Source organism: Mesorhizobium sp. M7A.F.Ca.CA.001.10.2.1, from assembly GCF_003998575.1.
GTDB lineage: Bacteria > Pseudomonadota > Alphaproteobacteria > Rhizobiales > Rhizobiaceae > Mesorhizobium.
The window spans coordinates 1-13,219 of sequence record NZ_RZQY01000099.1 but is presented as its reverse complement, the minus strand read 5'-3'; the positions used below and the strand labels follow the sequence as shown (position 1 = coordinate 13,219).

12 protein-coding genes and 1 pseudogene are annotated in these 13,219 nt (G+C 60.6%); 7 read left to right on the top strand and 6 right to left on the bottom strand.

Going from position 1 to position 13,219, the window contains the following annotated elements; genetic code table 11:
• Together EN964_RS09415 and galE are read left to right on the top strand one after the other, a co-directional pair.
• Positions 1 to 183 (top strand): annotated as a pseudogene (locus EN964_RS09415) (SDR family NAD-dependent epimerase/dehydratase); the annotation flags it as partial.
• On the top strand, positions 180 to 1,259 hold the full coding sequence (gene galE / locus EN964_RS09410) for a UDP-glucose 4-epimerase GalE (RefSeq protein WP_127270642.1): 1,080 nt from the start codon (positions 180 to 182) through the stop codon (positions 1,257 to 1,259). The pseudogene EN964_RS09415 and the gene galE, both read left to right, overlap by 4 nt.
• Here the strand turns inward: galE and EN964_RS09405 are convergent.
• The gene (locus EN964_RS09405; protein WP_306250209.1) at positions 1,213 to 1,638 is read right to left on the bottom strand and encodes a hypothetical protein; all 426 of its coding nucleotides are present in this window, start codon (positions 1,636 to 1,638) and stop codon (positions 1,213 to 1,215) included. The two genes, galE and EN964_RS09405, sit on opposite strands and share 47 nt — an antisense overlap.
• A gap of 352 nt (positions 1,639 to 1,990) precedes the next feature.
• Positions 1,991 to 2,494: a DUF995 domain-containing protein gene (locus tag EN964_RS09400; RefSeq protein WP_127270645.1), complete on the bottom strand. Its 504-nt coding sequence runs from the start codon at positions 2,492 to 2,494 to the stop codon at positions 1,991 to 1,993.
• Positions 2,495 to 2,822: 328 nt separating this feature from the next.
• Here EN964_RS09400 and EN964_RS09395 point away from each other — a divergent pair, with 328 nt between their 5' ends.
• The 3 genes from EN964_RS09395 to EN964_RS09385 all read left to right on the top strand — a co-directional run bounded on the left by EN964_RS09395 (position 2,823) and on the right by EN964_RS09385 (position 6,609).
• Complete coding sequence (locus EN964_RS09395) at positions 2,823 to 4,448, top strand: glycosyltransferase family 39 protein (protein ID WP_127270647.1); 1,626 nt, start codon at positions 2,823 to 2,825, stop codon at positions 4,446 to 4,448.
• A 188-nt stretch (positions 4,449 to 4,636) separates the two neighbouring features.
• Entirely contained in the window at positions 4,637 to 5,563 is a 927-nt protein-coding gene (locus tag EN964_RS09390) for a lysylphosphatidylglycerol synthase domain-containing protein (RefSeq protein ID WP_127270649.1), read from the top strand.
• 44 nt (positions 5,564 to 5,607) lie between these two features.
• The gene (locus EN964_RS09385) at positions 5,608 to 6,609 is read left to right on the top strand and encodes a glycosyltransferase family 2 protein (protein ID WP_236383117.1); all 1,002 of its coding nucleotides are present in this window, start codon (positions 5,608 to 5,610) and stop codon (positions 6,607 to 6,609) included.
• A 261-nt stretch (positions 6,610 to 6,870) separates the two neighbouring features.
• Here EN964_RS09385 and EN964_RS09380 read toward each other — a convergent pair whose 3' ends face one another.
• Positions 6,871 to 7,278 carry a hypothetical protein gene (locus EN964_RS09380; protein ID WP_127267682.1) on the bottom strand — a complete coding sequence of 136 codons (408 nt, stop codon included), beginning with the start codon at positions 7,276 to 7,278 and terminating at the stop codon, positions 6,871 to 6,873.
• Between the two features lie 254 nt (positions 7,279 to 7,532).
• Entirely contained in the window at positions 7,533 to 9,413 is a 1,881-nt protein-coding gene (locus EN964_RS09375; protein ID WP_127267683.1) for a glycosyltransferase family 2 protein, read from the bottom strand.
• A 611-nt stretch (positions 9,414 to 10,024) separates the two neighbouring features.
• On the opposite strand from EN964_RS09375, the gene EN964_RS09370 reads away from it, so the two are divergent.
• A complete protein-coding gene (locus EN964_RS09370; RefSeq protein WP_127267684.1) occupies positions 10,025 to 10,948 on the top strand; it encodes a glycoside hydrolase family 26 protein in 924 nt (307 codons plus the stop codon).
• A 133-nt stretch (positions 10,949 to 11,081) separates the two neighbouring features.
• Entirely contained in the window at positions 11,082 to 11,600 is a 519-nt protein-coding gene (locus EN964_RS09365) for a DUF995 domain-containing protein (protein ID WP_127267685.1), read from the top strand.
• Positions 11,601 to 11,657: 57 nt separating this feature from the next.
• Here EN964_RS09365 and EN964_RS09360 read toward each other — a convergent pair whose 3' ends face one another.
• Both EN964_RS09360 and EN964_RS09355 read right to left on the bottom strand, forming a co-directional pair.
• The gene (locus EN964_RS09360; protein WP_023813773.1) at positions 11,658 to 12,107 is read right to left on the bottom strand and encodes a DNA polymerase III subunit chi; all 450 of its coding nucleotides are present in this window, start codon (positions 12,105 to 12,107) and stop codon (positions 11,658 to 11,660) included.
• Between the two features lie 28 nt (positions 12,108 to 12,135).
• The coding region (locus EN964_RS09355) for a leucyl aminopeptidase (protein ID WP_127276316.1) at positions 12,136 to 13,219 on the bottom strand (1,084 nt) is incomplete at its 5' end.

Sequence of the window (13,219 nt, the reverse complement as noted above, 5' to 3'; positions counted from 1 at the left end):
ATCGTGCATCGGCCGCTGCCCGTCGACGATCCCAGGCAGCGCAAGCCGGACATCTCTTTTGCCAAGGCCAATCTCGGCTGGGAGCCGAAAATCAGCTTGAGCCAAGGGCTCGCGCGCACCGTCGAGTATTTTGACACCCTGCTCTACGGAAACCGCATTGCCAGAGGAGCTGCCGCCTCATGAGCCGGCCGGCAGTCCTGGTGACGGGTGGAGCCGGCTTCATCGGCAGCCACACCTGCAAGCAGCTGGCCTCCGCCGGCTACATGCCGGTGGTTTTCGACAATCTGAGCCGCGGCAACGAGAGATCCGTCGCCTGGGGCCCGCTTGTCGTCGGCGATATCCGGGATCGGGATGCATTGAAGCGGGCGATGGAAACGCACCGGCCGACGGCTGTGATCCATTTTGCGGCGCTGGCCTATGTCGGAGAGTCCGTTCGCGAGCCGGCCGAATATTATTCAACCAATGTGACAGGCACCATCGCGGTGCTCGATGCCGCACGCGCTTGTTCGGTCGAAAACATCATCTTCTCCAGCAGCTGTGCGACGTACGGCGTGCCGGAAGTATTGCCCGTTCGCGAGACCTCCTCGCAAAATCCGATCAGCCCTTACGGGCGCTCCAAGCTGATGGGCGAACAGATCATCGGCGACTATGCTTCCGCGTATGGAATGAAATTTGCTATCCTGCGCTATTTCAACGCTTGTGGCGCCGATCCCGACGGCGAGCTTGGTGAGTGGCATTCGCCGGAAACCCACCTGGTTCCCAGAGTGCTCATGGCCGCATCGGGCATCATCGACGCGATCGAGGTTTTCGGCACCGACTACGACACGTCGGACGGCACCTGCGTAAGGGATTATATCCACGTCACCGATCTGGCCCGCGCCCACCTGAAAGCGCTCATGCATCTCGAGGGTGGCGGGCAAAGCCTGGCGGTCAATCTCGGCACCGGGCGAGGCGTCTCCATCAAGGAAATCGTTAAGGCGGTCGGCCGAATGACGTCAAGACCGGTACCGGCAGTGTTCAGAAGCCGGCGCGCCGGAGATCCGGCGGAGCTCTACGCCGATCCGGGAAGCGCACGCGAACATCTTGGCTTTGTGCCGGAACTTTCAGACATCGACACGATTGTCAGGACGGCCGCTCCTTTTTTCGGACTGAAGACCAGGCCAATGAAACTGCCGCCAGCCAGGGCGGCAACGTCGGTCGCCGCTCGACGGGTCAGAGATAGCGGGGGCGACAGCTCGCGCGCTGGCCAAACCCGCTAGGGCTGCAGATATAAGGCGAGCCGCCCGAGAACGTGCCGCCATCGCCAGGATTGAACGAGATTTTCACCGGCGCCGGCGTGCTGGCTCTGATCCGTTGCGGTGGTGCAAAGGCGTAGGCACTTTCGGTTCCTGTTGTGCTTGTCATCTGGATCGGAAGGTCGGCCCGGAGCGAGCGCACGAGAAATCCGGCCTGCACGGGCTGGCTGCGGATGGCGTGGACCACAGGCTTGACGAGGACCGAATTGGTTTCGGTCGCATCCATACTCTGACACCCTGCAACCACAGAGATCATCGCCGCGGCCGCAACGATAACCACGATATTTCTAATAGATACGATATTTTTGCTTGGGTTGACTGCACCCATCGCTGAATTGTTCATCATGTGTCCCTTGCTATCAAGTATAAGCCAAGGGCGCATCGCGACATACTATGCTTCGCCGCTCTCACGCCGCATGAGTGACCACTCGCACATCACTCGTAAATATTAGACATCACTAATTATTAAATTTCATCAAAACCGTATGGTAGGGCCCATCGTCTCGTCGTTCTGTCAGATAAAGTTGGATGCCATCAACCAGCGATCCGCGCGCCTACGGCTCCAGCCGAACTGCTTGATGTCTTACCATAAGCGATTCGCCAGATCCCTGACAGGTGCCTTGCAATTGCAGTCCGCTCTCGAAAGCGGGATTGAGTGATTTTGTTCAACTCGTCAGGATGGGTCGGCTGCGTACCTAATTTTTGGAATCGACCAGCTTGCGGGTCTCTTCGAACTGCGCGCCCTTCGGGTTACCGACTTCGAATTTCCGGTATTCGTCGGAAGCATCCTCGGGAGATCGCTTGAAACTGTACCATTCCCCATCCGGATCCTCGCGTTTCTCGATGTTCCCGCCCTGAATCCGGTGGCTGTAGCAGGTGCGTTTTTGCTTGCCGGTGTAGCCCTTCGACCGCCAGGCGAGTTCCATGCACATCTTACCGTTGCTGGTGACCAGCCATCTGCCCGCCGCGAAAGATGCCGTGTCCGGCCCGGACGTCCAGGCCTCGAGGCGTCGATTGCCCTGTGCGAAATAGGCTGCTCCGTTTTTCCACACCCATGTGCGATCGGCGTAAAGAAGCGACAGCTCGTAGGCAGTCGGAACGGTGGCGACAACCGCTTGCGCCGGTCCGCTGTCTTTGGCGGCAGCCGCGTGCGCTGTTCCCGAAAGCGCCGTCTGGCCGCAGAGAGCCAGGAGAAACATAAGCTGCGTGCAACTTGCGAACCGACGGGGTCTGTGTTGCCGACGGTCGACGCAAAGCGGCGGCAATCTGGTCAGATCTGTCGGTACAATTGGCGTGCGCATGCCTGTTTGGCCCAAGGTAGCACTATCAGCGCTCTGACAGCCTAGGAAACTATTTAACAGTCGCGAGAACGGTGATGTCAACCTTCGCCAAGCGGATAAACAACAACTATTCGAGACACACGCAGCCGCAATCGTCAAAATTAAGAATTGCGTCGTATATTCCTCCACCTCCGACAATCGCGCTCAAAAGCAACATCCGCAGACGTTAGGGAGGACGCGGTTTCAAATGACGGACGACCCGGAGTTGAATCAGGCCGAAGGTCAGCAATACCTGCAGTCAAGCGACCGGGAGATGGCTGCTAGCAGCACCCTGAGCCCCAACATGGCGATATTGCTGGGCATCCTGTTCATTGCGGTCGTGTTCAGGTTCCACAACATCACCTTGCCACTCGTCGATGCCTTCAGCTGGCGCGAGGTAAGCACGGCAATGATGGCCGACAATTTCCAGCAGCGCAGCTGGAACATCTTCTTTCCGGAGGTCAGCTGGACCGGACCCGGGCCAAGTTATCAGGGCCGCGAGTTCCAGATCGTCAGCTATCTGACCGCCCTGCTCTATCAACTCTTCGGCTGGCACGACTGGTTCGGCCGCATGGTAGCGGCCTTCTTCGGTCTGGTGACGGTGTTTTCGCTGCACAGGCTAACGGCGTTATGCTGGGACGAGACCCACGCTCACGCCGCGGCGCTTGCCTACGCGCTGATGCCGGCGGCGATCATGATCGACAGCTCGTTTCTTCCCGATCCCGCGATGCTGGCCCTGGTGACGCTCGGCGTCTGGCTGTTCGCGAAATACTGGGCCGGCGGCAGCGGCTGGCTCCTGCCGCTTGCCACGGCGAGCTTCTCGCTCGGCGTGCTGGCAAAGCCGCCGGGCCTCGCCGCCGGCGCCGTCATCTTCTACCTCATGGTTTCCTGGGTTCTTGAGAACAAGCGAAAGCAGGCGGCCAAGGTCTTCCTGTTGGGGCTTTTGAGCTTGGCCATCATCGGCGCCTATTTCAGCTGGGCCATTTATCTCGGCCGCAGCTATCCGCCGTTTCATGTCGCGGGCAGCGGCTATATCTGGGATTCCGGTTTCTGGACATTCTTCAGGAACAGCTTCTACTTCAAATCCGTATGGAACACCTCAGTCTGGTGGTTCTACGGCTATCCGTTCATGGTGCTGATCGCGATCGGCTTCTGGCTGCCGCCCAGACCCGTCGAAGACCCCAAGCAACGCACTCTTTCGGCCATCCCTTATGTTTGGCTGGCTGCGGCCATCGTCATCTATCTGGCGGCAGCGCGCGAGATCACCAGCAATCCCTGGAATTACCACATCTTCCATGTGCCATTCGCGATGTTCTGCGGCCGCGGCGCGTTTCTCCTGGCAACGCTTGCATCGGGACCCGTTTTGTCCCCGGCGGTCGTGCTGCGCGCGATCTGCATCGCGGCCGTCACGCTGGTCTGGTCGACTTTTCCCCTTGTCAGAACAATGAAGACGCCGATCGCCATGAATGGCAAGCTGCTTGGCGACGAACTGGCGCGGTTAGCGCAGCCGGGCGACCTCGTCGTCGCCATTGCGCCCGAGGTCGGCGATCCCGTCGCCGTCTACTACAGCAGAGCGCGCGGCTGGGTGTTCCCGCCTGGCGGCGGCGATGTCGAATGGTCGAAATTCGTAGCGGACGATGCCACCGCGATCGCGCAGCTCGAGGAATTGCGCGCGCAAGGCGCGGACCTGTTCGGCACGGCCAAGAACGCCGCGGACAAGCAGGACCGGCTGTTCCTCGAGCATCATGACGGGGTCATCGACTATCTCGGCAAGACCGCAACCAAGCTTGTGGATTCGGACGATTTGCTGGTCTATAGGATCAGCCGTCCATAGAACCGCGACAGTCTGGGGCTGTGGGCCTTGGACAGGATATTGTCCCGACGGTTCGGCGGTCGCGTTCTCCTGCCGAAACTCGGCAAGCCGGTGGGCCAGGCGAACCGATCCCCGATGGCGGTAGGGATACTCGGGCACCACGCGGTGCTGCCATTTGAACTCGGCGGTGGAAACCGGCGGAGAATTGGTTGAAAAGAGCAATCTCAATAATCGTGACCCTGGCCCTACTAGCGTGGGTCGCCAGCGACTCGCGCTGGAAGATGGTGGGCGATGCTTTCGCGAGCATCACGCCCGGCGCTTTCGCGGCCGTGGCGCTTGCGCTGTTCGTCACCTACGTGCTGCGCGCGCTGCGCGTCTGCGACGAGTTCCGCGAGGAGGTGCATGGCCGTTTCGGCGCCTGCCTGCGCGTCATTCTGATCCACAATGCGATGATCAACGTCGTGCCCTTCCGCGGCGGCGAGACGGCATTTCCCCTGCTCCTGCGCCAGGTCTTCGGCATACCGATCATGCGTGCCAGCGCCTCGCTGCTGTGGTTCAGGCTGCAGGACGCCTTCGTCGTCGGCGTGCTGGCCCTGGCTGTGTGGCCGGGCCTGCATCCGGCGATAAGAATCGCGGGCGTGGCCGCGGTAATCGCTGCCGCCTGGTACCTGCCGCGCTGGGCGCGTGCGCCGCATGACTGGGCAGGCCGCGGCAAGATCGTGGCGAAACTCGGCAGGCTGCGCGATGTCTTCACCGAGGCGACCGGCCGATCGCGTTATGGCTGGTGGTGGACGATCGCCAATTGGTCGCTGAAGCTCACTGTGCAGGGATGGTTGCTGGCAATGCTACTGGGGACATCCTTTTCGACCGCCTTTCCAGGCGTCGTCGGGGCCGAAGGCGCCGCCATACTACCGGTGCAAGGCGTCGCCGGCTTCGGCACCTACGAAGCGGGTGCAGCGGCGGCGCTGCTCACCTCCGGCATTGCCATGAAGAGCGGCCTTCAGGCAGCGCTGGCATTGCATCTGTTCATCTTCTGCTCGGCAATCGCCACGGGTGCGATCGCCTGGCTGTTTCCCTCGAAATCGACACTGCCGGGGAACCCGGCCGTCGGCCCTGCAAGGAAGCCATCCCTATGAGCGTATTGCCCATCCCTGCTTCGGGACTGCCTGACGGCGCGGTGATGCCGGACCATACACTGTCCATCGTCGTGCCCATGTACAACGAGGCCGAGAACGTCGAACCGCTGCTGGTGCGGATTCACCAGGCGATGGAACGCTACGGCCAGCCGTGGGAGGTCGTGCTGGTCGATGACGGCAGCACCGACGCGACGGTGAGCGAGATCAGGCGCCTGGCGGCGCATTACGGCCCGCATGTGCATGCGGTCGAGCTGGTGCGCAACTACAAGCAAACCGCCGCGATGCAGGCCGGTATCGACGCAGCGCGCGGCGACGTCATCGCCACGATCGACGGCGACCTGCAAAATGATCCCTACGACATTCCGCGTATGGTCTACCGCCTGTTGAGCGAGGATCTCGACCTGGTGGTGGGCTGGCGCAAGGATCGCCAGGAAGGTTTTTTCATGCGCAGGCTGCCCTCGCGCATCGCCAACGCGCTGATCGCGCGCGTCACCGGGGTGCGCCTCAAGGACTATGGCTGCAGCCTCAAGGTCTATCGCGGCAACGTCATCCGCAGCGTCAAGCTCTATGGCGAGATGCACCGCTTCATCCCGGCATGGCTGGCCACGGTGACGACCCCCAGACGCATCGCGCAGGAAGTGGTGACGCATCACGCCCGCATCCATGGCCAATCCAAATACGGCATTTCGCGCACCTTCAGGGTCGTGCTCGATCTGGTCTTCATGTACTTCTTCATGCGTTATCGCACGCGGCCCGGGCACTTCTTCGGCGGCATCGGCATCGTGCTTGGCGCTCTGGGTTCGCTGATCCTTGCCTACCTGCTTTGCCTGAAGCTGCTTTTCGCCGAAGACATTGGAACGCGACCGATGCTGTTCACCGGCTTCTTCCTGCTCATCGCCGGGGTGCAGATGGTGACGTCGGGCGTACTGGCTGAAATGCTGGCACGGGTCTATCACGAAGCGAATGGAGCATCGGCCTATGTCGCGCGGCCACAGCCGGCGCGCAGTGACAATGACGGCTGGCTCCGCCCGAGCCGGCCATCATGAGGTGATCGGGACGCCATCGAGGCTCTCCGTCCCCAGCGTTGACCGGGGCAGTGGCTTCATCGATAGCTTGCTGGGAGGGATTTTGGTTTCAGGCCGACGGCGGACTGGCAGGGTTCATTGATCCCAGGAATGGCGGCCTGAGGGCAAGAGGCAAGGCGCAACGTCTGCGCCAACCTCTCGCCCTCGACTCGCGCCCCCTGGCGAATACAAGAGCGGCGGATCCTTCATTCAAATCGCGCCGCCACTTTTAGGTCTGATGGTCTAGTAGCGCGAACGGCAGCTGGCGCGCTGGCCGAAACCGCTCGGGCCACAAATCCAAGGCGAACGGCCAAGGAACGGGCCGCCATTGCCCAGACGGTAGGAGACCTTCACCGGCGCCGGCCTTCCGACCCGCTGCGGCCGCACGAAGGCCGCATAGGCCTCCTCCCTCGTACGCGTCACCATGGTCGTCTGTGTGAGCGGCTTGCGGTTGAACAGATGCAGCCGCTTCTTCTTGACGTCGTGCACCTTCTTGCCGAGCGTATGCACCACGGACTTTGTGCCGATCGAGCTGGTCTTGGTCGCGTCCTTGCTCTGGCAACCTGAGAGTATCGAGATCAATGCAACGGCGGCAAATGCACAAGCATATTTCGCGCCGATCCTTGCCCTTCTTTCCATACCTTTGTTCATCATTGTCCCCTACCACGAATATAATTCGTTGCAGCGCGGAGATCTATTTGCTTTTTTGGCTTCCGCGCCACGCGAGCAGCCTATCGCCGCTCACATCATGGATTGTATATTAGGGGAAACTTATTAAAGATCATGCAAACGACACGATGAACGCGGCCTTTCGGCAATCGATCGGATATAATTAAAGTTTGATCTTTGGGCTCGTGCCTGCAGCCGTCCAGAGTGCCGGCCCGCTACGCGGACGCCTCCAGCATTCAGCGCCGCGTTTCCCAACCTGGATCGAAGTAGAAATTGCGGCCACCGATGTTGCCCTGGCCGGCGCCGGAAACCACATAGGCGATGCGCACGATGCGCAGGCCACCGGCGCCCTGCTGCAGTCCGTAGACGCCTTCCATGCCGCGATCGTAGAAGCCCGCGGCGGGCACGATCAGCGCCAGCACGGCAAGCGACCCCTGAAAGGCGACTTTCGCCGCATTGGCGCGCAACGGAATCCTGTTTTCGATGACGTGCCTTACGACAATCACAACAACCAGCAGCCCGTAGAGGAAGGCGTTGAAGGCGGCGAACCAGTAGAAGCCGGTGGCATCGAAGGGGTGCTCAACGAGCAGGACAGGCAGTGCCGCGCCGATGGCCAGCGCCACATAGGGAGTGAGGGCGCGAGCCGGCAGAAGGTGCTTGGGGCCGCTGCCCTTGGGCGTGACGCGGAAATCGACGAATGATTTGGTCAGATAGTCGCGGATCGACGACAACGTGCCGGCCAGCACCCAAGGCCAACGCGCGAAGAAGAGGAACAGCGTGCCTTCCCAGCTGATCGTCTTGGCCGTCATCGGGCGCGAGAGGCCGAACGCCTTCAGCAGCATCACCAGGCCAACCAGCGCGACCGCGTTCGGCAGATAGTAGAACAAAAAGTCGAGATACATGACATTGGCGAAGTTGCGCCCGGTAGACAGCGCATAGACCGGCATGACGTACATCAGCAACGCAAAGACGGCGAACAGCGGATACCAGAGCTGGCAAAAGAGGAATTGGAATCTCAGCCGCGGCGACAGCTTTGGGAGATAGCTCGGCGAATATTCGAGCAGGATCGTCATCAGACTGCGCGACCACTGGAATTCCTGGGTGATGAGGTCGGCGAAGGTCTGCGGGCCATCGCCATGGGCGATGGCGTCGAGCGCATGCACGCCGTGCCATCCGGCCGCGTTGATCAACATGGAGGTGGAGTGATCTTCCGCCAGTTCAGGACCGAGACCGCCCGCCTGCTTCAGCGCCTTGGTCCGCACGGCATAATGCGAGCCGATGCAGAGCGGAGCTCCACCGCCCGTATGGCCGGACTGCAGCGGTCCGTGAAACATCCCTTCCGGAAACAGCCTGCCGCGCGCCGCCCAACTCTCGGCGGCGTTGTTGTCGCAGATGCTCGGCGCCGAGACATAGCCAACCGAGGGATCGGCGAAGGGAAACAGGATCTCCCTCAGATAGGTTGGCGTCGGTACATGGTCCGCATCCATCTGGGCGACGAAATCGTAACGCTCGTAGCCATAGTGGTCGTAGAAGAACGCCAAATTGCCTTCCTTGCAGCGCGTCCGGCGTGGCCATGTCGTGCGGTGATAGTCTTGCCTGCCGCGCCGCGTCGAAATCATCACGCCGTGAGCGTCGCACCAGCGAACTGTCTCTTCGGAGGGATCCTCGTCGGCCAGCCAGGTATCGTGCGGGTAATCCTGTGCCAGCATCGCTTCGAGCGTGCGCGCAACGACGGCAAACGGTTCGGAGGGGGCCTTGGTGACCACCATCGCGACCCGCGAACGCTTCGGGATCGTGTGAAGCTTGGACGGTTTTTTCGACGCATGCACGTTCAATAGAAAGTACAACGGCATGAGCGTGAGCCATACCAGGATGAGTGTTGCGAACGTGTATGGCCCGAGATGTTCGACATGCTCCGGCTTCAGCCACCAGATCCAGAAAAACCCAAGTGTGCAGAACCAGAAAGCCAGCGCCAGTCTCAGGATCCATTGCTGAAAGGCCGACAGCACGGGCACCAGAAAGGGTCCCTTCTGCGCAGTGACTGCCAGAGCCGCCTCAGATCGATGCGCCCGTCGGCTCTTATGGCCGACGACGCCATCATGCACGGAAGCACTCATACACTTACTCGCCCGCCACTTTGGGCTTCCGCCGACAAGGTGGCTGGAAGCTCCCAAAATCCCAGGATAGAATTAGCTAATGCTTTCTTAGCGTCAACTAAATTAATTGTTTGTTGAATATGATTCTTGAGATTTGGTTAACCTAATGCGTATCGGGGGAGGAATAGCCGCTACCGAGCAGTCAGTCTGGCGGCGAGCCGGCAAACTCTTCGGTGCTGGAAATTCACCGACGGGTCGAGGCAGTCGGAGGGGATCCGGCCAAAGCCGTTAACCATGTTGCGGTCGTCAAGGTTAAGCAACCGTTAATTGTGCTTGACTCTTGGCCCTGACCGGCTCTTAAATTAGCCAGGGATGATATATCGGGATTTTGACGCGAATTTGTGAGTATCGCGGCGAACTTTCTCTCGAACGCCCCCCTGTATAGGGGCTTGAGAGGTAATTTTGGGTGGCTCTGTGCCAGGTTCGCACATCCGCCAATGGGGTCGCTCCGAAATCCCGCAGATTCTGCCAAATAGAGCCGATCGGTTTTTGGGTAGTCGTGTCGATCAGGCATCGATGCGCACGGGCGAAGCCTTAACTTCCGAAAGTGGTTGGGGCCATGGGAGATCGACATGAAATACTCCACAGTAAAAGCACTCGCAATCGCGCTGGCATTGGGCGGAAGCGCCGCGTTCCCCACGGCAGGAGGCGCTGGCTCGGTAGCCGCGACGGACCCCTTCCAAACGAGCAGCGCCGCCTCGGCGTTCGGATCCTATGATCCCTACGGCGACTTCAGCGCCGACAAGAGTGCCAGCATCGAAGAGCTGTTCCTGCCTTGGGAAGACGTCGACCTGTCGACGCTGCCGCTTGCCGACGCCTATGCGCTGCAACGCGGACGTTCGCTGCTGATTACGGTTGAGCCGTGGACCTGGTCGAAGGACTGGCGCATCACCCCGCCCGAATTGCGCGACGGCATTTTGAGCGGCAAATATGACGCCAACATGCAGGCAATCTGCGGCCTGGTGGGACAGATGAAGAGCCCGGTGACCATTCGCTGGGCTCAGGAAATGGAAGACAAGAACGGCCGCTTCACTTGGGCCAACTGGGCTCCCAAGGACTGGATCTCCGCTTACAAGCGCGAGGTGGATATCTGCCGCAAGGCTGCCCCCGCCGCCAAGTATATGTGGTCGCCCAAGGGCGAAGAGGGTCTGGAAAAATACTACCCCGGCGACGACTATGTCGACGTCATCGGCCTGTCGGTGTTCGGTCTGCAGAAAAAGGACAATGACGAGGCCGGTCATGACCGTACCTTCGCTGAGCTGCTGAAGCCCGGCTATGACCGCGTTGCAGTGTTCAACAAGCCGATCGTCGTTGCGGAACTCGGCTATGTCGGAAAGCAGGACTATGTCTCGAAATGGCAGGAAGATTCCCGCAAATCCTACGCGGAGTTCCCGGCGCTGACTTCGGTCGTCTACTTCAACCAGAAGGAAGTGTGGCCGTGGCTGGGTGGCTATGGTCTGCCCGACTGGAGGGTGACCCAGCACGTCCTGCCGTAGACGCATCGTGCTGATCGATCTCGACGCGATCGGGATCGATTTCCAATCTCCTTGTTTGATCATGATCCATCTCGAACCAGCGGTTCGGGATGAGGGTTGAGGCGTGGCGTAAATCAGTCTGTGGAGAAGTTTCGTGAAACGGGTAGTGGGAAATTATCTCGGAGCGGCATTCGCCTGCTCCGTTCTTGTTCTTGCCTTTCAGGTTCCTGCGACGGCCAAGACGGCGACAAGGATCGCCGAGCAGGCGCAAAAAGCCACAGTCGTTCCTGACGAAGGCGTCTACCAGATTTATCAGAACCATTCGTGGCTGTGGGGCAAGAAGGGCGCCGGGTTCTTTGCCGTCAAGCAGAGGCAGTTCGATGCCTGGACTCACGACAAGGGCAAGTCGGGCTATGGCGACGGCATGTGGTTCATTCCCGGCGGCGGCAAGCTCTGCTACCGCGCGCAATGGCATGGCTCCTGGGGGGTGAAGGGCTCGATGACCTGCTTCGAGCATCGCCAAGTGGGCAAGGTTATCTACAAGCGTAAATCGCCTGATGGCGAATGGTACGTTTTCAAGAGCTCGCGTCGAAACCGGTCGGACGAGTCGATGAAATTGAAATACGGCGACTACGTCACAACGAAAATGAACCGGATCAAGGCCAAGCAGTAGATATTGTCGTGACACGCCACAGGTCAAGCATGTCGCCTGACGTTCAGGCGACCTGCCTTAAGCCTTGCGCTCCCAGCGGCGATCTGGCGTCTGTTGCCAGTAGGTGACGGCGTGGCCAGCGCTCTTCATCACCTTCCAGTGCCCTCGCGCCGCCTCGAGTTGGGCGGCATCGTGGCCATCGAACAGGAACACCGCGCGCTCGTAGCCGCCAAGGTCAGGCGGCACCGCACCGTCGACCAGGAACCTAATCTTGGCGTCGTTGGGATTGCCGTCGCCGGTGGTCAACAGAATCGGCTGTTCACCGGGATGAGCCTCACGATCGGTTGCGTGCGCCAGGAACGAATCGTCGCGGAAGGTCCACAGATGCTGGTCGAGCGCATCGCGGCGTTCCTCCGTGCCTGTCTGCACCACGGCGCGCCAGCCACGGTCGACGCTGCGTTCCAGGAGGCCTGGCAGCGCATCCTCCAGCGTCGATTCGGTCAGGTGGTAGAACAGGACGTCGGCCATCGCTTCAGCCTATAGTGATTGAACCCGTTCACTGCTCATAATTATCGCGCACCAGCCGGTCGAGCAGCCTGACGCCGAAACCGGAACCCCAGGACTGGTTGATCTCGTTCGACGGCGCCCCCATCGCCGTGCCGGCAATGTCGAGATGAGCCCATGGCGTATCCTTGACGAAGCGCTGCAGAAACTGCGCCGCAATGGTGGCGCCGCCAAAACGGCCGCCGATGTTCTTCATGTCGGCGTTCTTGGAATCGATGAGCTTGTCGTATTCGGCACCGAGCGGCATGCGCCACAGCCGTTCCTGCGTCGCCTGCCCCGCCGCCGACAACTTTTCGGCCAGCTCGTCATTGTTGGAAAACAGGCCGGCATAATGTTGGCCGAGCGCCACCATAATGGCGCCGGTCAGCGTCGCCAGATTGACCATGAATTTCGGCTGGAAGCGGTCGTTGCAGTACCACAACGCATCGGCCAGCACGAGGCGGCCCTCGGCATCGGTATTGAGCACCTCGATGGTCTGGCCCGACATCGAAGTGACGATATCACCGGGACGCTGGGCATGACCGTCGACGGCATTTTCGACCAGTCCGATGATACCGACGACATTGGCTTTCGCCTTGCGGGCCGCCAGCGCATGCATCAGGCCGGTGACGGCGGCGGCACCGCCCATGTCGCCCTTCATATCCTCCATGCCCGAGGCCGGCTTTATGGAATTGCCGCCGGTGTCGAAAGTGACGCCCTTGCCGACGAAGGCGATCGGGCTGTCCTTCGGCTTGCCGCCGTTCCACTGCATGATCGCCATGCGGGCGCCGCGCGGCGAGCCTTGCGCGACACCGAGCAGCGAGCCCATGCCGAGCTTCTTCATTTCCTTCTCAGCCAATATCTCGACCTTGACGCCTAGCGCCTCGAGTTCCTTGGCGCGGGCAGCGAACTCGACCGGCCCAAGCACGTTTGCCGGTTCGTTGACGAGGTCGCGCGCCAGCAGGACGCCGTCTATCACCGCCTCGGCATCGGCGAAGGCCTTCTTCGCAGCGGCCGGATCGGCGGTGTGGATGGTCACCTTGACCGACTTCTTCGGCTCTGCCTTGCTGTCGTCCTTGTCCTTCCTGGTCTTGTAC

Coding starts and splice junctions, on each gene's coding strand:
- EN964_RS09400 (WP_127270645.1), bottom strand. CDS start 2,494: ATGTTTCTCCTGGCTCTCTGCGGCCAGACGGCGCTTTCGGGAACAGCG.
- EN964_RS09395 (WP_127270647.1), top strand. CDS start 2,823: ATGACGGACGACCCGGAGTTGAATCAGGCCGAAGGTCAGCAATACCTG.
- EN964_RS09370 (WP_127267684.1), top strand. CDS start 10,025: ATGAAATACTCCACAGTAAAAGCACTCGCAATCGCGCTGGCATTGGGC.
- EN964_RS09385 (WP_236383117.1), top strand. CDS start 5,608: ATGCCGGACCATACACTGTCCATCGTCGTGCCCATGTACAACGAGGCC.
- EN964_RS09375 (WP_127267683.1), bottom strand. CDS start 9,413: ATGAGTGCTTCCGTGCATGATGGCGTCGTCGGCCATAAGAGCCGACGG.
- EN964_RS09405 (WP_306250209.1), bottom strand. CDS start 1,638: ATGAACAATTCAGCGATGGGTGCAGTCAACCCAAGCAAAAATATCGTA.
- EN964_RS09360 (WP_023813773.1), bottom strand. CDS start 12,107: ATGGCCGACGTCCTGTTCTACCACCTGACCGAATCGACGCTGGAGGAT.
- galE (WP_127270642.1), top strand. CDS start 180: ATGAGCCGGCCGGCAGTCCTGGTGACGGGTGGAGCCGGCTTCATCGGC.
- EN964_RS09380 (WP_127267682.1), bottom strand. CDS start 7,278: ATGAACAAAGGTATGGAAAGAAGGGCAAGGATCGGCGCGAAATATGCT.